This is a genomic window from Lactiplantibacillus plajomi, assembly GCF_005405405.1.
Lineage (GTDB): Bacteria > Bacillota > Bacilli > Lactobacillales > Lactobacillaceae > Lactiplantibacillus > Lactiplantibacillus plajomi.
The window spans coordinates 1-22,338 of the sequence record NZ_BJDZ01000004.1 but is presented as its reverse complement, the minus strand read 5'-3'; the positions used below and the strand labels follow the sequence as shown (position 1 = coordinate 22,338).

At 47.9% G+C, this 22,338-nt stretch carries 16 protein-coding genes and 1 riboswitch; of the genes, 3 read left to right on the top strand and 13 right to left on the bottom strand.

The genetic code is table 11. The features are described from left to right. Nucleotides 1-12: 12 nt before the first annotated feature. The 5 genes from FFM82_RS02025 to FFM82_RS13630 form a co-directional block, all read right to left on the bottom strand. Nucleotides 13-1,473 carry a UDP-glucose--hexose-1-phosphate uridylyltransferase gene (locus tag FFM82_RS02025; RefSeq protein ID WP_137644204.1) on the bottom strand — a complete coding sequence of 487 codons (1,461 nt, stop codon included), beginning with the start codon at nucleotides 1,471-1,473 and terminating at the stop codon, nucleotides 13-15. Nucleotide 1,474: 1 nt separating this feature from the next. Further along, nucleotides 1,475-2,476 (bottom strand): UDP-glucose 4-epimerase GalE, encoded by a 1,002-nt coding sequence (gene galE, locus FFM82_RS02020; RefSeq protein WP_137644203.1) that lies wholly within the window; start codon nucleotides 2,474-2,476, stop codon nucleotides 1,475-1,477. A 23-nt stretch (nucleotides 2,477-2,499) separates the two neighbouring features. Then, a complete protein-coding gene (locus FFM82_RS02015) occupies nucleotides 2,500-3,675 on the bottom strand; it encodes a galactokinase (RefSeq protein ID WP_137644202.1) in 1,176 nt (391 codons plus the stop codon). Between the two features lie 185 nt (nucleotides 3,676-3,860). Then, nucleotides 3,861-4,892: an aldose epimerase family protein gene (locus FFM82_RS02010; protein WP_137644201.1), complete on the bottom strand. Its 1,032-nt coding sequence runs from the start codon at nucleotides 4,890-4,892 to the stop codon at nucleotides 3,861-3,863. Nucleotides 4,893-5,099: 207 nt separating this feature from the next. Next, nucleotides 5,100-6,620 (bottom strand): hypothetical protein, encoded by a 1,521-nt coding sequence (locus FFM82_RS13630; RefSeq protein WP_174795683.1) that lies wholly within the window; start codon nucleotides 6,618-6,620, stop codon nucleotides 5,100-5,102. Nucleotides 6,621-6,756: 136 nt separating this feature from the next. Between FFM82_RS13630 and FFM82_RS02000 the strand changes: the two genes are divergently transcribed. Further along, nucleotides 6,757-7,353, top strand: a complete 597-nt coding sequence (locus FFM82_RS02000; RefSeq protein WP_371852229.1) for a uracil-DNA glycosylase family protein — start codon at nucleotides 6,757-6,759, stop codon at nucleotides 7,351-7,353. A 415-nt stretch (nucleotides 7,354-7,768) separates the two neighbouring features. Here FFM82_RS02000 and FFM82_RS01995 read toward each other — a convergent pair whose 3' ends face one another. The 6 genes from FFM82_RS01995 to FFM82_RS01970 all read right to left on the bottom strand — a co-directional run bounded on the left by FFM82_RS01995 (nucleotide 7,769) and on the right by FFM82_RS01970 (nucleotide 18,285). Then, nucleotides 7,769-10,021 (bottom strand): HAD-IC family P-type ATPase, encoded by a 2,253-nt coding sequence (locus FFM82_RS01995; protein WP_170178183.1) that lies wholly within the window; start codon nucleotides 10,019-10,021, stop codon nucleotides 7,769-7,771. A gap of 57 nt (nucleotides 10,022-10,078) precedes the next feature. Then, a complete protein-coding gene (eno, locus tag FFM82_RS01990) occupies nucleotides 10,079-11,368 on the bottom strand; it encodes a phosphopyruvate hydratase (RefSeq protein WP_170178174.1) in 1,290 nt (429 codons plus the stop codon). 74 nt (nucleotides 11,369-11,442) lie between these two features. After that, nucleotides 11,443-11,507, bottom strand: a riboswitch (Fluoride riboswitch). A gap of 693 nt (nucleotides 11,508-12,200) precedes the next feature. Continuing rightward, nucleotides 12,201-12,851, bottom strand: a complete 651-nt coding sequence (locus tag FFM82_RS01985; protein ID WP_137644199.1) for an SGNH/GDSL hydrolase family protein — start codon at nucleotides 12,849-12,851, stop codon at nucleotides 12,201-12,203. Then, nucleotides 12,844-14,259, bottom strand: a complete 1,416-nt coding sequence (locus FFM82_RS01980; RefSeq protein WP_225425581.1) for an MFS transporter — start codon at nucleotides 14,257-14,259, stop codon at nucleotides 12,844-12,846. The genes FFM82_RS01985 and FFM82_RS01980 overlap by 8 nt, the downstream gene beginning before the upstream one ends. A 39-nt stretch (nucleotides 14,260-14,298) precedes the next feature. Next, nucleotides 14,299-15,744 (bottom strand): MFS transporter, encoded by a 1,446-nt coding sequence (locus FFM82_RS01975; protein WP_137644198.1) that lies wholly within the window; start codon nucleotides 15,742-15,744, stop codon nucleotides 14,299-14,301. 6 nt (nucleotides 15,745-15,750) lie between these two features. Then, nucleotides 15,751-18,285: a beta-galactosidase gene (locus tag FFM82_RS01970; RefSeq protein WP_137644197.1), complete on the bottom strand. Its 2,535-nt coding sequence runs from the start codon at nucleotides 18,283-18,285 to the stop codon at nucleotides 15,751-15,753. Between the two features lie 224 nt (nucleotides 18,286-18,509). Between FFM82_RS01970 and FFM82_RS01965 the strand changes: the two genes are divergently transcribed. After that, nucleotides 18,510-19,322 carry an AraC family transcriptional regulator gene (locus FFM82_RS01965; protein ID WP_137644196.1) on the top strand — a complete coding sequence of 271 codons (813 nt, stop codon included), beginning with the start codon at nucleotides 18,510-18,512 and terminating at the stop codon, nucleotides 19,320-19,322. Between the two features lie 76 nt (nucleotides 19,323-19,398). Here FFM82_RS01965 and FFM82_RS01960 read toward each other — a convergent pair whose 3' ends face one another. Next, a complete protein-coding gene (locus tag FFM82_RS01960) occupies nucleotides 19,399-20,403 on the bottom strand; it encodes a GDSL-type esterase/lipase family protein (protein ID WP_137644195.1) in 1,005 nt (334 codons plus the stop codon). A 222-nt stretch (nucleotides 20,404-20,625) separates the two neighbouring features. Here FFM82_RS01960 and FFM82_RS01955 point away from each other — a divergent pair, with 222 nt between their 5' ends. Next, nucleotides 20,626-20,994, top strand: coding sequence for a pyridoxamine 5'-phosphate oxidase family protein (locus FFM82_RS01955; RefSeq protein ID WP_137644194.1), 369 nt, complete (start codon nucleotides 20,626-20,628; stop codon nucleotides 20,992-20,994). Nucleotides 20,995-21,056: 62 nt separating this feature from the next. On the opposite strand, the gene FFM82_RS01950 is transcribed toward FFM82_RS01955, so the two are convergent. Further along, a complete protein-coding gene (locus tag FFM82_RS01950; RefSeq protein ID WP_137644193.1) occupies nucleotides 21,057-22,073 on the bottom strand; it encodes an aldo/keto reductase in 1,017 nt (338 codons plus the stop codon). Nucleotides 22,074-22,338 lie beyond the last annotated feature (265 nt).

Genomic DNA, 22,338 nt, shown 5'->3' with positions numbered 1-22,338 from the left:
CGGCATTTTGAACTAGTTCAACGTGGCAATAAAGCGGTCAAAGGCAGCCGCCCCGGCTTTATCCCACTTGAAGACCCCGGCATCCGCTAAAACGCGGGCAAATACGCGGCCAACTTCCTGGTTCAGAATTTCCGTTACGTTATCTTGATTAAATTGATACTTCGCTTTCAATGCATCCGCCCACGGCTGGTGCATCGCTACCATTTGATTATGCCGTCCCAGCAAATATTTTGCAACTTCGGCGAGTTCGGTCTTCAAACGGGCTGGTAGAATCGCCCGCCCCATGACCTCGATCAAACCGATATTTTCCTTCTTAATGTGCTGAACGTCTTGGTGCGGGTGAAAAATACCGTCCGGATAAGTTGCGGACGTCTGGTTGTCACGCAAAACGATATCTAGCACGTAATCATCGCCGACTTTACGGGCAATCGGCGTCGTCGTGTGGTGGCGCGTCTTCCCCGTATAAGCGCGGACGTTAACCGTTTCATCCGAATAGTCTTTCCACGCGTCGTGAACTTTGACCGCCGCATCGACTAACGCCGACGGGTCACTGGATTGTAGCCGAATCGTGGACATCGGCCATTTCACGATCCCCGCGCTGACGCCGGCCACGCCAACGTCGATTTTCTTCGCAATCGGTGCCTTCATCATCGGAAAGTCGTGGCGTCCGCCCTGGTAATGTTCGTGCGACAACATTGAGCCGCCCACAATCGGCAAATCGGCGTTGCTGCCGACAAAGTAGTGTGGCAACTGGTGGACGATTTCAAGCAAGTTAGTGAACGTCTGCCGGTTGATCACCATTGGCCGGTGAACCGCGTCTAAAAAGATCGCGTGCTCGTTAAAGTAGGCATAAGGCGAATATTGGAAGCCCCACGGTTCGCCGTTGATCATCATTCGAATGATTCGGTGGTTACTACGGGCCGGGTAACCGAGCCGACCGCGGTAGCCCTCATTTTCCATACATAGTTGGCATAGCGGGTACCCATTTTGCGGCTGGTTACGCGCGGCCGCAATCGCCTTAGGATCCTTTTCCGGCTTTGACAAATTAATGGTAATTTCTAAGTCGCCAAAGTCCGTCGCCGCATCAAAAACCACGTTTTTAGCAATCGCCTTGGTTTTAACGTAGTCGTTCGCCCGACTAAGCTGATAAAAATAGTCGGTGGCCACTTGCGGACTTTGCTGATACTTATTCCAAAACGTTTGGTTTAACGCGGACGGTAACGGCGTCACAAATGCCATCAACTGGTCGCTTAAAATTTCGCGGTCGGTTGTCGTGGCCTCGATGCGGCCATTGTCAATTGCCGCTTGAACTAACGTCGCCACTAAGCCGGTCAACGTTGGTTCCGCCGCCGTGGCCGGTATCGCATCACCAACGAGCCCGAGCACCCGGTTCGTCACGTAAATACGATCCAAGTCCTGATAAGGGGCCGGTGACGCAATCACGGCGTCAACGAATTGAGTTAAAACGGTCATGTTACTTATCCTCCCGATCGGCGTACCCCTTAGGATGACGTTGTTTCCAATTCCAAGCGGTCCGAATAATTTCTTTAACGTCGTCGTACTGCGGTTGCCAGTTCAACACTTTCCGCGCCTTCGTGCTAGCCGCAATCAGCGTACTTGGATCCCCTGCCCGGCGCGGTGCCATAACGGTCGGAATTGGTTGACCGGTCACTTCGCGGGCCGCTTCCAACATTTGCTTATTTGAAAAGCCGGTTGACGAGCCGAGGTTGAAGGCGTCACTATCATGCCCCTGCTTTAAGTATTCCAGCGCCAAGATGTGGGCGTCGGCTAAATCAACGACATGCACGTAATCGCGCACGTTGGTGCCGTCCGGCGTCGGGTAATCGTCGCCAAAAATTTGGAGTTGGTCACGTTCACCAGCCGCCACTTGTAAAATAATCGGTACGAGGTGGGTTTCCGGGTGGTGGTCTTCACCGATACTCCCGTCCGCCTTCGCGCCGGCAACGTTAAAGTACCGTAAGGCGACGAATTTAATCCCGTAAGCCAGGTCTGACCAGTGCATGATTTTTTCCATCGCCAACTTACTTTCACCGTACGGGTTGGTTGGTACTTGCGGGTCGCCCTCCTCGATCGGCACCCGTTCTGGTTCGCCGTACGTTGCGGCGGTTGACGAGAAGACAATTCGCTTAACGTCGTGTTTTGCCATCACTTCTAGTAACGCGACCATCCCCGCCGTATTATTGTCAAAATACTTGAGCGGATTTTTCATCGATTCGGGAACGATTGAAAAGGCGGCAAAGTGGATGACCCCCTCTACGTCTTCCTGATCAAAAACCGAGTTCATGAAGTCGCGGTCGCGGACGTCGCCTTCGTAAAAGCGGGCCTTGGCATTAATCGCGGCTTGGTGGCCGGTCACTAAATTATCAACGACCGCCACGTCATAACCCTTCGTAATTAACCGATCAACCATGTGGGAGCCGATGTAGCCGGCGCCCCCTAAAACTAACACTGCCATTTTATTACCTCCGTTAATTCGACTTAAGCTTCCACCGTCAATTCGCGCGGTCCGTCCGCGATTTCCGCAATGTAAAAGTCAGCTTCGTAACCGACCGTTTCCGCGTAAACCCGGCCAACGTTCTTCTTAAAGTTAGCCACTTGGTCCTTGGCCACGATTGCAATCGCACAGCCCCCGAAACCAGCGCCGGTCATCCGGGCACCCAGCACCCCGGGTTGTGCCCAGGCCGTTTCAGCCAAGGTATCCAATTCTTGCCCGGTCACGGCGTAATCGAAATGCAATGAGACGTGCGACGCGGTCATTAACTGGCCAAAGGTGTCCAGGTCGTTGTCTGCCAAGGCTTCGGTCGCCCGAATCGTCCGCCGGTTTTCAAAGACGGCGTGGCGGGCCCGGCGAATTAGGGTGTCATCGTTAATCAGGTAGGCGGCCCGGTCAAATTGATCCTCATTTAAGTCACCCAATGATTTGATTGGTAGCGCGGTCTGTAACCGGGTCAGGGCCGCTTCACATTCCGAACGCCGCTCATTATACTTGGAGTCCTGCAGTTCCCGCCGTTTATTGGTGTTCATAATCACAATCACGTTATCGCCCAAGTTGACCGGCGCGTAATCGTAAGCCATCGTATTGGTATCCAGTAAAATCGCTTGGTCTTTTTTACCCATCCCGACCGCAAACTGGTCCATAATTCCCGAGTTAACCCCGATATAGTCGTTTTCAACCTTTTGGCCGAGCTTGACTAATTCCAATTGCCCGACCGTTAAGTTGAAAGTGCTGCGCAAAATCGTTCCCATCAAAAGTTCGATTGAGGCCGAGGAAGATAAGCCAGCACCGTCGGGTAAGTTGCCGTGAACGAATAGGTCAAAGCCGTGGTCAAAACTCGCACCGGCCTTAGCTAACTCGTACATCATGCCCTTCGGATAGTTCGTCCACCCGGCCGCCTTCTGGTACGCCAAGTCATTCACGTCAAAGCTCACGATCCCCTGATCCGGAATGTTGGCGGAAAACATCCGCACCGTCTGATCCGTCCGGGCTGCGTAAACGCCGTACGTCCCAATGCTGATTGCACAAGGAAAAACGTGGCCACCATTATAGTCGGTATGTTCCCCAATTAAGTTAATTCGTCCGGGTGAGAAAAAGACCCGTTCTGAATCACGGTTAAAGGTTTCTTTGAATTCTTTTTGTAAGTTAGCGATTTCCATTGTCGGAACCTCCATCATCGATTTACTAAAATTTTACTAAACATAATGTAAGCCTTTCCAGTCCGTTTGTCAACTAAAATCGGGTGCTTCTTTAGCTTTTATTACAAATATATTTATATTGTGGTACACTAACAGTAACTATTAGGTACAGTAAGGGCCGCATCTTCGGATGCGGCCCTTACTTTTTACTCGCCTAGATACTGATAAGCAAACATAATGTGGTAGGTTGCCGGGTAATTCGGGCGTAACGTAATGTCACCAAAGCCCGGATGGTTAATGGCGTCCGGCAACGTCTGGGCTTCAGTCGCCACCGAATTATACTGGTGGGCGTCCTGCTTGGCCCCGTTAACCGGATCAGCCGTAAAAATCACTAACCCGTTCCGGTCAGAATAAACATCAACCCGACGTTTACCGCCGACATCGCCCAGCGAAGCCACCGGTTCGTTCAGGCTCGGGGTCACTTCGTAAGCGTCGTCAAATTCAACCTTACCGTTTTCGACAGCCAGCTCATCCAACGCTCGCTGTAAGTTCCGGGGCTGGTTAAAGTCGTAGGCGGTTTTTTCAACCGGTAACCGTCGTCCGGTCGGTACCTTCTCCGCGTCAAATTCCAATTGTTGATCACTATGAATTTGTAACCACTGTTGATCCAACCCTTCCTGGCCATCCGAAACGTTCCAATAAACGTGATTGGTCGGGTTAAACAACGTTGGCGCATCTGTCTGAGCACTAAAATCAATACTCAATTGGTCTTGATCATCGAGGGTGAACTTGACGATCAATGCAATATTTCCCGGGTAATGATCATCAGTGGCCTTCACGTGGTGGGTTAACACAACGCTAGCCGTGTCATCGGTCTTTTCAAGCTGACCGGCAAAGTTAATCTTAGTGAAACCGTGGTAACCGCCGTGCAACGAATGCGTCTCTTCGTTCATATCCACCTTATAAGTTTGCCCGTCCAGTTCAAACTGGGCACCACCGATGCGCCCCGCAACCCGACCGATCGTCTGGCTAATATTAAAACCATTATTTTGATAATCCGCCAGCGTTTTCAGGCCAATCGTTAACGGTCGCGCCGTCCCGTTTTCGTTGACAACAAACTCCTGTAACGTGGCCCCTAAACTAATCACGGCGACCCGGGTCTGATGGTTATTCGTTAAAGTATAGCGGCTGACCCGCTCCCCATCAACCTTGCCAAAAACTTCCTCTTTCACTTTCATAACTCGCACCTCCAAGTAATAAACCGCTTTCATAAATAATTATACCTTAAATTCTAGTAAAACAAGTAAAACTTTTTAGTAACCGTTTGAACGCAATAAAAAAGTAGGTGCGGGCAAGCACCTACTTTCCGTCTCTATCTGATAATCGTCAGAACAGACGCCAAAAGTCAGCTGGCTTTGGGCCCATTCTCCTGAATTGATCCCTAACTAATAATTTGCTAACTGGGCCACTTTTTGAACGTTGATTACGTAGGCCTTAGTCCCCAGTTGACGGGTAAGCTGGCGCATTTGATTCAGGTCGATTGAAACACACCCAGCCGTTGCCCACTGATTTTTAACGTGGATAAAGAACCCGGAACCGTTATTTTGACCGTGATTATCCATGACGACCGCTAACTCGTACTGGTTATGCGGGGCGGCCTTCGTATAATCGATCAGGTGCTCGTTCTTACTGTTAGCCGACCGACGCTCTTGCCAAGTATTATACTGGCGGTCATTCAAGTCTGAAATCCAGTACGAAGTCGACTTAATCTGCCGGTACGGCATCCCGGCTGTCTGGGCGTTACGAGCTTTCCCGAACGCAAAGCTCAGATGGTAGGCACCGATTGGGGTCGTACTACTTCCTTCACGTGATTGTCCGATACCACGACTACCAATCCGACTAGCCGCACTCAACTTTTGACGCCAAGTACTCCCCTGCTTTTGCCACAGGTGTAACGTGGCCGTCGAACTACCGTTTTGCACGACCGTGACGATTTGTTGAGCCTTTTTAGCCACTTTACTTTGTGCAACCAACGTTGCTTCTGATTTTGGCTTCGGCGTCGCCTTGACCGGCTTTAAGTAGCCGTTCCAGACCCAGCCACTGGCCCCATTCTTACTATTACGAACGTAGTAGTACAACACGTTTTTACCGTTTTTGTTAATGTACGTCTTAGAGCTGCGCGTCCACACCGTATTACGATAATTTTTCAACGCGTGGTTACGCTTAAACGTCCAGTTATTATAATCACCATTCGCTTTATAAGTGTACGCGGTGGTACTCGTCGAATAGTATTTCTTGGCACTGACCTTGGTCGTCGGCGTCCGGTGGTACGTTTTGATTGGTTTTAAATAGCCACTCCAGACCCAGCCACTGGCACCGTTCTTACTGTTGTGAACATAGTAATACAGCACGTTTTTACCGTTTTTATTAATATACGTTTTTGAACTTCGAGTCCAGATCGTATTCCGATAGTTTTTTAAATCGTGATTACGTTTGAATGTCCAATAGTTATAGTTTCTATTCGCCTTATACGTATGGGCAGTCGTACTCGTTGAATAGTAGGTCTTGGCACTGACCTTAGTCGTCGGCGTCCGGTGGTACGTTTTGATTGGTTTTAAATAGCCACTCCAGACCCAACCACTGGCCCCATTTTTACTATTACGAACGTAGTAGTACAGGACATTTTTGCCATTCTTACGAATATACGTTTTGGAACTCCGGGTCCAAATCGTGTTACGATAGTTCTTAAGCGCGTGGTTGCGGTTAAACGTCCAACGCTTATAATTACCATTGGCTTTATACGTGTACGCGGTCGTACTCGTGGAGTAGTAGGTCTTGCGACTAACCTTGGTCGTCGGTGTTCGCGTGTAAGTTTTCTTAGCTGCCGCGGGTTGGACCGTAACGACTAAAACGCTACATAGCGCTACCAGCGCACATAGTACTAATTTTCCCCATCTTTTCAACATAACTTCCTCCTCCAAAAACTCATCATTACCATATTTATATAATAATAAATGTTATTTTGCAACACAAGATTAACAATTAACCAGCGCACGGATTTATGTGCTTTCCAAAAAACTAATTAGAAAGTGGGTTTACACGGTGAATAACATTGAAACTATCAAGCAGGCTATCATGACGGACCCCGAAAACGCGGGGTTTACGGCTAAGGGCTGGCAACCCTTAATTCAGGTCGCACCAGCAGCCAAAATTCTAATTATCAGTCAAGCCCCCGGCCGAGTCGCGCAGGCCGCCAACAAATCCTTTGACGACGCTAGTGGCAACCGGTTACGCGACTGGATGGGGGTCACCCGTGACCAATTTTACAACGACCAAGTTGCCATCATGCCGATCGATTTTTACTACCCCGGTAAGGGAAAGAGTGGCGACTTACCCCCACGTAAGGACTTTGCGGCTAAGTGGCACCAACCGTTACTGGACTTAATGCCCAATATCCAGCTAACCATTCTGGTGGGGCAGTACGCTATCAAAACGTACTTGGGTAAAAGCCGACAAAAAACGCTAACGGCCACCGTTCAACACTACCAAGACTACCTGCCAGCTTACTTCCCGCTCGTACACCCGTCCCCACTGAACTACGGTTGGCAAAAGCGCAATCCCTGGTTTGAAACAGCGGTCATACCAGTTCTACAAGCCAAGGTTGCGGACGCGTTGCAAAGGTCAACCACTTCCGACTAAAGTCAGAAACTTGTGATTACCGAGTCCAGTCTAGCTAGTGGTTCAACAAATGATTCGATTCAGTTGCCGCCAATTGAAAGGATACGTAATAACGCCTAATAGCATCCATTTTAAACGTTACAGTTCCAATATGAATTTGGCTAACTACGTTTGAAATCCCAGTTAACGGTCGTTTTAAGCTTTGTCCCAGCGTTTGTATTCATTGCTGTTAAGTTTGATAACAAGTTTTTGTCGCGTAGACGGCAACACCCGAACTTTAACCCCATAGTGATATGGTATTACACCATGGTGGGCGGCTACTCATCCCCTGGCTAAAATACAGGGATTTTCGTTAAAGATTCGTTAAAAGTACAGTTAAAAAAAGGGGGGGATAACCGTTAACTTATCACGGTTATCCCCCCCTTTTAATATCACATTAATGGTGCCGCTGAATCAAGGTCAATAAAAAACCCATCACTAAAACAATGATCAACGTCAATCCTAACAAGGCAAGACTAATTTTTGCAACACCTACACCGGTTAGCGCCAAAATCATCGTTAAAACGCAGTTACTACCCACAGCAATCATAACAGACCGACTCGGAACACTTTGCCAAAACGATTGTTCGGTCCTGGTAATTAGAATCGTCAGCATGGCGCTGAAAATTAAGTAACAATAGAGTACGGTACTAATTTGACTTACTAATAAGCCTTGATTGAGCGCCCAGAACAAGTATCCCATCCCTACTAACGTCCATCCGACGGCTAACACTCCGGCAACCCAGCTTAAGCGACCCAAGTCCCAATGCTCAGGTGAATGCGTAATGGTCGTATTGTCCGTCCCTAGAACTAGAGTAACACAGTCGTTTAAGATGGCGACCAAAATCATGGCGTTCAGTGTTAGTGGAATGAATCGCCACCAGAGATAGCCGAAGGTTAGTAACATAGTGAGTTCGGCTGTCCGAGAAAGCTTGGTGACTGTCCACGTCATCATCCGCTGGTAAACGCGGTGACCGCTATCAAGAATATTGATGATAGGCGTTAAGCCGGGTGATAGTAGAACCAATTTAGCCGAACGTTTGGCAAGATCGACCGCGTTTTGGACAGCGATGCCAACATCCGCTTGTTTGAGTGCGGGAGCGTCGTTAACTCCGTCACCAGTCATACCGACAACGTAACCGGCAGACTGGAAATGTTTGACGATGGCCAACTTGTTTTCCGGGACCACTTCAGCAATACCTGCGAGCTGGGTGGCTGTGGTCGTGGCTGACAAATCAGTAAACGCCGTTACGACGCCCGTTAAGCCGACTTGTTTGGCAACAGCAGCGGCCGTCTTTTGATTATCACCAGTCAACATAACGACCCGAACACCCCGAGCCTGTAAATCTTGAATGGCTTGAGCGCTATCGGAGCGGGGCTGATCCTCGATAATGAAGAGCCCGGCCAAGCGATCGTTGGTCATAATTGCGACACTTCGGCCACTACTAAAATCAACACCAGCAACGGACTGAGCGGCGGCTGCGTCAAGGTGGCTTAATCGCTGCAACGCCCCCAGTTTCACGTCTAATGGCTGCTTACCGGGGAACAGAGCTTCTGAAAATTCTTGCTCGGAATTAAAGGGTTCCAGGTGAAGCGGCGTAACGACGGTAACGGCATTTTGATGAGCATAGTCGAGCAACGCCCCGTCGATCACACTGGGATTTTGCTGGTTCGTGGCGCTGGTAGCCCACTGGATTAATTCTTGATCTGACCACTCGGAGAAATTATACAATTTCACAACTCGGGGCTGGTTCGTGGTAATTGTGCCAGTTTTATCGATTAACAACAAGTTTAAGTTGGCGGCGGCTTGAATCCCCGATAAGTCGCTGACTAAAATTTGTTGTCGACCCAACTGCTTGGCCTCAACTGAATTGGCAACTGCGAAACTGGACGGCATTGCAATTGGAATAGTTGCGATGAAGAGCATGGCCAAAAATGGTAACATACTGATGAGATTTACGCCACAAATCAGGGCGGTGATGATTAAAATAACTGCTAAGATGGTGTCGAGCAGCGCAAGATAACCAATAATTTTACTTAACAGTTTCTGCAATTGACCGGGCGCTGACGATTTATTGATCAGACTAATAGTTTTACCAGAACGACTGTGACGACCGGTCTTGGTGACAACCGCCAGTCCATGACCGCTGACAATTTCGGTTCCGGCAAAGACACTTTCGCCATTTTGATGACGAACGGTAACCGATTCACCAGTAATACTACTTTCATCAACTTCAACGGTACCATCGAGTAATTGAATGTCTGCTGGAAGCAGGTCACCGCGATTGAGACTAATCAGGTCGTCAGGAACGATTTGATCAGCAGATAATTGCTGCCAGCGACCATCCCGCTTAACGGCAACGGTTAATGTTAATTGCTCAGTCAGTGCGCTGAGAACGTTATTAGTGCGGCGGGCCTGAATCGCGCCGGCGACTGCTGAGAATAACAGCATCAGGAGGATGAAGCCCGCCTGAATACCCTTACCAAGTAGCAATTCAACAATTAGGGCGCCTTCAAGAATCCAAGCGGATGGTTCCCAGAGTCGGGAACCAAGCGCTTTTGGAAAGTTAAATTCTGGTTGCGGCACGACGTTAGGACCAAACTTCTTTAGTTGTTCCTCAGCTTCGTGCTGGGTCAGCCCAATCAGCATATCCGAGGATGTTTGCATTTTGATCACCTCTCCAGAGTTGACATTTATTGGCCTGGATTATAGGTCATAGTCCACACTGTCAGGAAAGTGGGCTAAGCGGGTCCCTTCTTCACCGAGTTCTTCTTCAATCCGTAATAATTGATTGTACTTTTCAACCCGTTCAGAACGTGCGGGCGCACCAGACTTCAATTGCGCTGTCTTGGTTGCAACCGTGAAATCGGCCAAAAACGTGTCACCAGTTTCACCTGAACGATGAGACATCATCGTTGCGTAACCATTCTTGCGGGCTAACCGGATCGCGGTGATTGTTTCAGTAACCGTTCCAATTTGGTTCAACTTAATCAGAAAAGCGTTGGCCATACCCATCCTAATGGCTTTAGCAAATAACTTCGGGTTGGTACAGACATTATCATCGGTAATAATCTGAACGCGATTACCATACTCCTTAGTAAAGGTCGCGAAGTTCTCCCAGTCGTCTTCACTGTACGGATCTTCAACGGAGACAATTTCTGGAAACTTGTCTAGTAAGCCAACGTAGTATTCACCTAATTCGACTGGTGATAAGTGTTTGCCTTCAAAGTCATATTGCTTAGTCTCGGTGTTGTAAAAGTATGAAGCAGCGGCATCAAAGGCAATGGCGATTTCCTTTCCCGGAACGTAGCCGGCTGCAATGATTGCATCATGTAGCATCTGTAAAGCTTCTTCGGAGTTGTTTAAGTCGGGCGCGAAGCCTCCTTCATCACCTAAACCGGTCGTGTAACCCGCTTTTTCAACAACTGTCTTTAACGTGTGGTAAGTGTTGGTAATCTTTTCAAAACCATCCCGAAAGCTGGTCCGTTCGACGGCAGTAATCAAGAATTCTTGAATATCGATTCCGTTATCCGCATGTTCTCCGCCATTAATAACGTTGTGAAACGTTTGTGGTAACTCGAGGTCGGTCCCGCCAAGATAACGGTAGAGTGGTTGATACGTTTCAACTGCAGCGGCCCGGCAAACGGCCATGGAAACACCAAGGATGGCGTTGGCGCCCAAGCGTGATTTATTTGGCGTACCATCCAAGTCAATCATGATTTGATCAACTTTGGCCTGATTAAACGGACTCTCATCGTGCAATGCATCGTTAATTTCGGTATTGACGTTATTTACGGCCTTGGCGACTCCTTTGCCTTGTAACCGGTCTCCACCATCACGTAATTCAACGGCTTCGTTAGCGCCGGTTGAGGCACCTGATGGAACTTCGGCGCGACCGCGAATCCCGTCAGTTAAAACGACATCGACTTCAACTGTTGGGTTTCCCCGTGAATCAAAAACCTCACGTGCCTTTACTGCATCGATTACTGCTACCATTATAAAAACTCCTTTCAAATTGTGGTTACCTAAAAGAAAAGACGTCTACTACTTCAAGGACACGTTGTGTCGTTGAAGTAGTAGACGTCATTAAATTGATAATCAATTAGTTACGGTGAACGTCATCACCATTTAATTTTACGTTTAAAGCGTACACTACTTAAAAATAAGACGCAAACATTTCTATACGACAAATTTACAAGGCTCACTGATTAGCCACTCACAATTAGGTAGTCAAGTTAAACAACGGTAGTCATCATAAAACTGACTAAAAGTTGAAAGTACCAACCATTGAAGAACACGTATTAGGCATAGATACCATTATTCTTAAAGGCAGCATCAACTAGCTATAAAGTAACGACATTCAGCTTATATTGTGCTTGCACCCGATGCTTGGCTGCCAAGGAACAACAATCAAGTTGCTTGAACATTTTCAATTTATTGGTTCAGCTACCAAAAAATATTACGGCAGTTACAGACAGTTATTTTTGGAAAATGAGCCGCTTTATCATCCGGAAAAAAACAATCACAAGAACCCGTCAGTAGCCACTTCAGTAATTAAGAAAGGTGGATAAATTTTAATAATTACAAAAATAGTAGATTTAAGTATCAGGCCGTTGTATTTTAGGCATGGACATGAATCTTCTCTGTATGTGGTTTAAGCATACGATGCGGCGTAACCCGTGTCTATTTTTGTCCAATAAAGCCCAGATTTCCGCACCTCTTTACTATACTATTTAACTTTCAACCTTTAATAAATTTATGTAAATGCCGTCTTGACGGTAGCATAAAAACCTGGCGGCCAGAACAATGTCTGACCGCCAGGTCCTAACTAGAACTGATTAATAAAACTAGCAATTTGCCGGGCTAACCGGCGGTACCCTTTCGGTGTTGGGTGCAAGCGGTCCGCCGTATAGCCGTCCGGACCGACTAACGGATCGAGAAAAACACCAATGTTGCCCGAAGCGTATAGGTCCAACACGGGTAGCGAATAGTGATCCGCGACGGCCTTAATCGCCGCTACGTAGTCGATTTCCAACAAACCCGCGGCATTGGGCGTACCAGTCGGAACAAACTTATTTTCCTTCATCGGGGTAAATACGACCATCGTTGCATCGGGGTTCTGCCGGGCTAGGGCTTCGATGACGTACTTTAAACCACCACTGACAGTCCGCAAATCATCCGTCTGCAAATCGCCTACCGGTAATCCCTGGTCATAGTCGTTAACACCACCAAAAATAGTGATGAAGTCCTGATCATGAATCGTGTGACAGCGGTCAACCAGACTAATGCCATCATCGTTCAAGCTAATCGTCGCGGCGTTCTTACCAACATTCGTAACTTCCTTAAAACCACACAATTCCGTCATATAAGCTGGCCATGACCAGTCTTGCGAAGTGTGGTCCTGTCCGTCGTAACCGTTAGTAATGGAATCACCCAAACAGCTTAACTTCTCCCCAGCATGGGGTAACGTCTTACTCATTCGTTTCACCCTTTCCAACCGCTGCCTCTAACTTGGCAGTGACTTCACGAACCCGTTGTCGCGTCAAGGGGTACCAGAAAGCCAGGATTGCCGCCGCGGTAATCATTAACAATGCTGGCACGAGGTTGGCCAACATATAAATATGATCAAGCACGGCCTGCGTCTGAACCCGGCCGCCGCTAGTTGAGGATTGGTAGCCGATGATGGAGAGCAGCACCCCACCGACCCCGTTGGCTAACGCCTGGGCAATTTTACGGCCAAAGAAATTGATACCGTAAATTGTGCCGTCTTCACGCATCCCCGTAATCACCTGATGATTATCGTTGACATCATTAATAAACGCCCAAATCATCAAACTAAACGTTGAGGTGCCTAACGTTGCCACAAATAAAATGACTAGGTATAACCACGGGTTTTGGATATGCAGGAAGTACAAAATCGCGTACAGCATTGCCGTTACCGTCAGTGACGTCGCACACATTTCCTTCTTCCCAAACTTAACGGTGATCCACTTTGCAAACGGCGCCAACGCAATCGTGGTCCCGTACGTGAATAACAGCGCCACCGACAGTGCGTGGTTGTTATTAAAGTAATCGTTGAATAGGTAGGTGGTCGTAATCCCACTCAAACTAGTGCAGGTCGTAACCACGATATCGGCCATAATCAGGGATACTAGCCCGCGGTCGTGCAGCATTGCCTTAATCGAACTATGCAACCGTACTTTTTGTTTCGGGTTACTGGCAATCCGTTCGTGCGTATAGTGGTACAAAATACTGTACGAAATAAATGCCAGCACCGCACAACCAATCGCGCTCCAAAACAAGCGTTGTTCGGACAAAATCTTATGACCCGCAGCGTTTTCCGTATAAATGATCAGGGATAGTGCAAAGCCAGTTCCGCCAGCACCGACCGCTGAACCAACGCTCCGAAAGACCGAAAGCGACGCCTTATCATCCGCATTGGCACTCATCGTTGACGACAACGAGCCGTACGGAATGTTGATGCAGGCAAAGACCAGTCCGAACAAGATGTAGGTAAAGACCACGTAAGCAATTTTTCCCGGTTCCGAAAAGTGTTTAACAAACGGTAAAAACATTAATAAAAACGTTAGGCAGGTCGGCCACTTCATTCGCCGAATCCAAGGCCGAAAGCGCCCCTCATGACCAACTTTAGCGACGTCCGCCACCCGACCGACAATCACGTCCGCAAAGGCGTCGATCATCGTGCTGGCAAAAAATAACGTCCCCACTAATCCAGCTGGTAATCCCAAGATGTTGGTATAGTAAATCATTAGGAAAGCGTTCATTAATCCTAGTAAAAAACAATTCCCAACGTCGCCAAACATATAGCCGATCTTATCTTTCATGCTAAATGCTGGTAATGGCTTTTGAACTTGTTTAGCTTCCAAAGAAGGGCACCTCGATTCCCGCTAACGTATTTTTAAATTCTAATTATCAACCTTATTCAAGACCTTCAACTTATCAGCAACTTCCGTTAACTTGCGTTTGCTCAACGGGAACCAGAACGTTAAGATCAGCGCACCGGCTAACATCAAAACAAACGGAACCAAGGTTGCTAACGAGTATAACCCGTTCAAAACTGATTGTGACTGAACCGTACTCCCAGTTGAAGAAGCTTGGTAGCCGATGTAGGTCAATGACAACCCGGAAAGGATCCCCATTGCCGTTTGGGCCATCTTCCGGCCAAACATGTTGACACTGAAGATCGTCCCGTCTTCACGCATCCCGGTACTATATTGGTGATAATCGATAATATCGGTCATGAAAGCCCAGACCATGATGTTGAACATTGAGAAACATAGCGCCGTAAAGAACGATAGAACCAAGTAAATCCAAGGGTTCGAAACCTTAGCAAAGTAAATAACCAAATAAATGGCCGATGCGGCAAATAACGAAATCGAAACAACTTCCTTCTTACCGAACTTCTTTGACAAGGCCTTCGCAAATGGTGACAATAAAATGGCTTCCGCGTAGTTGAATAACAGCGCAATCGACAAGGCTTCCTTACTATGATAATAAACGGTAAAGAGGTAAGTCGTTAAGAAACTGGTGAAACTAGTTGAGCAAACAATCACTAGTTCTGCAACCAAGAATGAAATCAGCGCTTTATCTTTAAATAATGACGAGACCAACGCACCCGCTTTAACCTTTTCCTTGTGGTCAACGATGACCCGTTCAGTTGTAAGCGTGTACATAATTGTATAACAAATCATGGCAATAATCACACAGCCGATTGAGCAAAGGAACAACCGGTCACCAGAAAGAATCTGCGAACCATCCTTAGCCGTCGTGTAAACGATGTAAGGAATGATGAACCCAGTCCCACCGGCACCAATCGTTGAACCGACCGTCCGGTAAATAGATAGCGACGTCCGGTCATCCGGATCACTACTAATGGCTGCTGCTAACGACCCGTAAGGAATGTTAAATCCTGATAAGGAGGCCGCGTAGAAAATGCTGGCGATGATGATGTAGGTAATTTTAGCCGACATCGAGAAGTTACGAACCATCGGGAAGAACATGATCAATAGTGATAAAACGAGTGGCCAGCGCATCACCCGAATCCACGGGTGGAACCGCCCCTTCTTACCCAGCTTCCGCGTATCGGAAAGCCGACCGACCGTAACGTCGGTAAAGGCCCCAACTAAGGTGGTCAACGAAATTACCGTCCCAGAAATGGCCGGAGAAATCCCTAAAACGTTGGTAAAGTAAATCGATTCAAAGGATGCTAGCACCCCCATGACGAAGGTCGTCCCGACGTCACCAAACGCGTATCCGATTTTATCGCGCATACCGAACTTAGGAATTGGTTTCCCGCCGTTCGCTTTAACGGCTAAGCTTTCGCCGCCGTTTACTGCAGTACTTTGAGACATTGCTGCCTACCCCACTTTCTTAATTCTAACGAGTTGACATTGATATGCTGCTAACGTCTGTTGACCAGCTTCGAGCGGCTGATCATCCGCATCACAACCACTCTGGTGTAAGTCGTAAGTCAACGGTTGTAACGTCATGTTGGCAACGTAGAACTGAACTTCGGTGTCACTTTCACGCCGGTACTTGAAAATGCCGTTTGGCGTATCCAAAAAGGCGTGGTCGGCATCACACGGTTTCACGAATTGATCGACCAATTCATCCCAGAGCGGGCTGTTCACACTGTCCTTAGGCATCCCGCCAAGGTACATCACGTTTTTATTCTTGTAAATAATCGACCGGGTATCCGCTACCGGCGCTTCGGTCGTGACGTTATCCATCACTTTATCGGTATCAAACAAGGTAACTAAGCCACCGAATTCATCCTGCTGGTCACCCACTTTAACCCAGGCCCGGGTGGTCTCATCTTCGGATAAGTATTGAATTTCATTTTCAACACCCAGCCATTCACCAATCCGGCCAAGGCCGTTATGACCACGAATCCAACCCATATCAGCGGTCCGATCACCGGTCATCGGACCAATGATCAAATGCCCGCCGGCGTTCGCAAAGGCCTTCATTTTTGCCAATAAGTGGTCGTTAACGTTGCGGACATACGGAATCATTACGCAGTCAAACTGATTAAAGTCTACGTTTTCCGGCACCATTTCGATCGCAATGCCACGGGTCGTAAACGCCCGGTAAACCTCGGTAATGTTCTTCCGGTATTCGTAAATGCCACCGGTTTCAACGTGCATCTCCCGCTTAGCGTTGTCGGAATAAACTAACGCAACTTTTGAACGGGTCACTTCGGTTTGATCCAAGAACGGCCGGTACTTTTCTAAGAGTTGTTGTCCCTTTAAAACGTCGGCGTAACCGAGGTCCGGTGTCCCAACCTGGGTCACGACCGCACTATGGGTCTGTTCAACCCCGTTTGGTTGGGCGCGGAACGGCCAGTACGTGAAGGCCTTTAACCCGGCGGCGTAACCAATGAAAATCTCGGTCGGTAAGTAACCGTGCGGGTGCGGTGTCACGTAATTGCCCGTATAACCAACGTGTGACGTTGCCGTTTCTAGCAGTAAGACTTCGGTCCCATTTTTCAAATTCCGCCATAAATCAAGGTTAATCGGGAAGTTCCAATACTGGTTATACATTGGGTAAGTATCAAAACCGACCACGTCTAACTGGCTAAAGAGCTCGTAATTGATCAAGTTAAAGTTGAGCGACGTGTTATGGGTAATCGGAATATCGGTTTCCGCGATTAAAATCTGGGCAATTCCCGCACAGAAATCGTTGACCGTATCCGCCGTAAACATCCGAAAGGCGTTGTCCAACCCGGAGTTGTGTGCAAATGGCGTCTTGGTTGGTAACACGACCGATTCAAAGTCAGGGTAACGTTCACTCCAAATGTCCGTGCCCCAAGCGGCGTTTAGCTGATCAATCGTTTGGTACTTTGCCCGTAACCAGCGCGGCCAGAGTTGCCGACACGTTTCACAGAAGCACTGATCGACGTGACACTTGAATTCGTTATCGATTTGAATCCCAATAACGTTATCAAATTGGGCGGCCACTTTCGCGATTTCATGCGTCAGTTGGTAGACCTTACGCCGAAAAATCGGGTTGTTCGTGCAAACGTGCTGCCGCGACCCGTGTTCTTCGGCCTGACCGTTGACGTTGACCAGCTTAGCTTCAGGATAGTGTACCGTAAACCACCGTGGCGGCGTTGGTGACGGGATACCCAAAATAACTTTTAAGCCGTGGTCACGATATTTGGTCAGTAAATCGACCAAGTAATCCATGGTATAATGATCCTCCTGGGGTTCCAATTTGTCCCAGAAGAATTCACCGATGCGAACGGTGTTCATCCCAATCTTCTCAGCGTGGGCCATGTCCGTTTCGTTAGTCGCATCATCCCACGCTTCGGGATACATGCAGGCACCGTAACTATAGTCCTGCATGAACTGGTCATGAAAGAGTTGGCGGGTCATCCAGTTAGCGACCCACGGGGTGAGCATTGCGGTGAGCTTGGTTGCTTTGACCTGATAGCGATTTTCAGCAACTGCCTCAAGGTTAGTGCGGCGCGCATCAGTCGAAACTCGCTGGTACCAACTGTTCACAAAACTATAAACGTCTAATACTTTCAGCCGGTGGTCAAACGCCAGCTGATAAATCGCTAGGTCGTCAGTCGACTTATCAAAGTAGGTCTCGTTAACGTTAAACCGCCGCAATTCAGTGGTTAGGACGATTTGAGCGCCCTTCTTTTCAAAGAACGCAACTTGTTGCGGTAATTGATCCTGCACAAAATCAAGGTCGAAACGATGGCCGAAACCAAGGACAACCACGTCATCAGCCGTTACGGGCAGTTGATCGACGGGGGTTTGCGCAGTGGAAATAAATTTAACTGTTGGTTCTGCGGTTAGCTGGGCTTTAGCCTTTAAGTCTGCCGCAAATTTCGGATAATTTAATAAGATATTTTCCTGATTATTTAGAAAATATATTTTCAACTTATTCGCCTCCAATTAGCATGTCATCTACTAAGCTACCGCGGTATGCTTCAAGTTGCGTTCAAACAATCGACCGTTAACTCGGCCGAGTGACCGATCATTATTCTGCTGGCTTGATTACGTTTATTGTAAAATGTAAGCGCTTATTTTTATGTCGCAATTTAACTAAAAATGTGTCAAAATTTAACTAAATATCCCGTAATTTAACTTTCGAGGTGCTGCTCATGGCAATTATTTTTAATAATGGTACGGCTAACTTACCCCTGCGATTTTACGATATCGGTACCGACTGGGACCAACATAAAGTGTACCGGCCAAATGGCTTTGACTACTTTCATTGGCTACAAACGGACACGGGGACGGGGATTCTTAGTATCGGTAATCAACAAATCAAGCTGGGACCCGGCCAGGGTTTTTTAATGCGGCCCAACATTCCGCACTCCTTTTTCCCCGACTCCAGTCTAACGGCGTGGAAAACGTCCTTCCTTACCTTCGAAGGTGTCGCCGCCGAAGACATGGTAACCTTTTTAAATTTGAATGACTTTCAAATTTACGACCAGTTAGACGAACCACTCGCACACTATTTACAGCAAAAGTTTCCAATTTTTTATAAGACCGACTTAGCCGCAACGTTTCAGCAGTCAAGTGCAATTTATAATTTTCTCCTGTTACTGCGTCACAATGCCATCACCAAGCAGCTGAATTTCACGGCCAACACCGTTCCCAACGCCATCATGACCTACATCCGTAAAAATTATCAGCGAACGATCACCAACGAAGAACTCAGTAAATTAGCAGGCTACTCGGTGACTCACACCACTAAAATCTTTCGCGACGAGACCGGCCAGACCCCGTTAGAGTACTTAACCGATTTCCGGCTGCGGATGGCTAAGTCGCTCCTGACCTTTAATGATGACCTCACCATTAAACAAGTGGCGACCAACGTTGGGTTTGCCAATTCCTCTTATTTTGTCCAACAGTTTAAGCAGTATTTCGGCATGACCCCCGGCCAGTTGCGAAAACAAATCCAGTTATAAAGCGTGGGCCAAAAGTCGGTTAACCGACTTTTGGCCCACGTTTCAATTATTATCGTACAGAATCATAAAAGGATTTTCAGTTAGAGCTAAAAAACGATTCCCCCAGCCGTTCAACTAACGCTTCAGCTAAGCACCGACCTAACTTTAACGAACCACTGGCACTCGGGTGGAACTGATCCGATCCTTCGAACGGCCAACGATCCGTCCGCACAAACTGAGCCGTTGGCACCCGCTTGACGGCCGCCTCCATTTCAGCCACAAAGCCGCCGATAAACGGCTGTAAAACAATGATGGGGACGCTGGGAATCTGGGCGGCAACTTGTTGCAAGTAACGGGTAAAGGCGGGTTTAAATGCGGACCGGTTATCACGGTCGTTAGTTCCGTAATTAATGACGCAGAAATCCGGTTGTGGTAAGTGGGCCGCAACCCCGTCCTTCGCAAAGTTTAAATAGGCGCTTGCTTGTGGAACGTCTCCGGAACCCCCAGTGGTGATTCCCGTCGCACCGAACGCGGTCGGAACGTTATTGACCTTCAATAGTTGCGACGCAACGCTGCCATACGACTGCACAAAACTGTTAGTTAGCGGTTCGTTGTGGCCATTGACATGAATACCGGCCGTAATGGAGTCCCCGAGAAACCAGCCAACCGGATTAACCGGTTTAACCGCCCGAACTGCATCCGCCCGGATTGCCTTAACACTGAGGCCGCGACCACCGAACCATAAGTCGTCATTTTCCTTAATCCCGTTTGCCACCACCTTTACCGTGTGGTGACCTTGATCCAACCCGGTCGCAACAACGCAATGCTCACTAGCCGGTAATTGGACGTACGGACGCTGGTCAATCGCAACGGCAACGACGCAAGGTGTTTGCCGAACAATAAAGTCTAACGCGAGCGTTGACCCCTCAAACTGAAAAAAGAGGGCCGCCCCCTGCGTAATCGTTGTCACCGCGATCCCCTGCGCCGTTTGTGCTTCAAACCACCGTCCCTGACAATAAACACCGGGTAAACTTGAAAAATTAGCCCGTGTCGGTACGACTGTCAGTGGATTGGTATAGTTAAAATCTGTCTGGATTGTCATCTTAACGCCCCTTTTTAATCACAGTTAAATTTTAGTAAATCATTTTTTAAGTTCCACCTTATGATGTAACCGGTTTCAATCACTGTCAAGTTTTTTCCAATTTCAACTTTTAGTAAACTCGTTGCAGCAGCCAAGCACATCACTTGAAAACCGCTTACACAATTATTATAATGTATTGGTAATGATATATTATAATAATATTAAGTGAAAGAAGCGTTCTAAATGGATCCAAAATTTCTCGAAGTTATCAAAGACACCACCCCCGCAACCATCGTGACGGTCAATGCCAATCCGGCACACGTCGTCAACACTTGGAGTCACTACATGCAGCTTGTCGACGACCACACCCTGCTGATTCCATCCGCCGGCATGCACTCCATTGAAAATGACTTTCCAACGGACAACCACGTAACGATCACGGTCGGTAGCTACAAAGTGCCCGGCACGACTGGTACTGGTTGTGGCTACCACATTCACGGTACCGGCCACTTCGAGACGGAAGGCACCCACTATGACGAAATGAAGGCCAAGTTCGACTGGATTCGGGCTATCTTAGTCGTTACCATCGATGATATTCAACAAAAAATTTAACGCTTAACGTTAAACGTCGCGATGACCAGTTACCCCTGGTTATCGCGGCGTTTTTTATCTGGTCAACGCACATCCCAATCAATCGCGGGTTGTTCGTCTAAAATCTGATCAATGGCTTGTAAATCGGCTTCACTGAAGTCTAAGTGCTCTAGTGCCGCGACGTTATTAACTAGCTGTTCCGGACGACTCGCGCCAACCAGCACACAGGCTACGGCGGGTTGCCGTAAATTCCACGCTAACGCCATCTGTGCTAAGGACTGCCCACGGTGCTCTGCAACGGCATTAAGCCGCTTAACCGTCGTCAGAGTCTGCTCAACCTGATTCACCCCGAGGAACGGAACGGTCGCCTTTTTCGCCCGCGAATCCGCGGCGATTCCATTTAAATACTTGTCGGTCAATAAGCCTTGGGACAACGAACTAAACGTCACGGCACCCTTACGTTCACGGCGCAGTTCATCGAACAAGCCGTTTTCCGCCTGACGATTAAAGAGGTTGTAGCGCGGCTGGTGAATAATGTACGGCGTGTGTAAGTCCTTAAAAATTTTAGCCATTGTCGCCGTTTGAGTCGCACTATAATTCGATAGCCCAACGTACAGTGCCTTTCCTGCACGCACTAACTGATCCAAGGCCAACGCCGTTTCTTCCACGTTGGTTTCGGGATCCGGTCGGTGGCTATAAAAAATGTCAAAATAATCGAGCCCCGTTCGCTTTAAGCTTTGATCAGCACTCGCAATGATACTTTTACGGGACCCCCAGTTACCATACGGGCCCGGCCACATAGCGTAACCCGCCTTACTGGCAATTATCAGCTCATCGCGGTACGGTCGCAAATCACTCGCCATCAAGCGGCCAAAGTTTTCTTCCGCACTCCCCGGTTCCGGACCATAATTATTCGCCAAATCGAAATACGTGATTCCCAAATCAAACGCTTGGTGAACAATCTTTTTCTGCTTGGCAAGTGCATCGACGCTCCCAAAATTATTCCAGAAACCCAATCCAATCGCCGATAACTTTAACCCGCTATCGCCGACCCGGTTATAAACCATCTGTTCATAACGGCCTGTGTCTGCTTGATACATCCTAATCATCCCATTCGTTTAGTTAAAAATACGGTAGCGCTTTCATTAGTAAAAATCAATCTTCAAAGTTTTACCCAGCATTTTTATGACCGTGCCGTCCTAGCTTTAGTCGGCGACCGTGCTGTTTTCAATAATTCCAGAAAAAAGGACCCGTGATGTGATAATCGGCTCTATGATATTTGGTGTTGATGGATAAAAACCATCAACACCATTTTTTATGCACAACAAAAGGACATACCGTCCTGTGCTACAATCTAGTCGACCA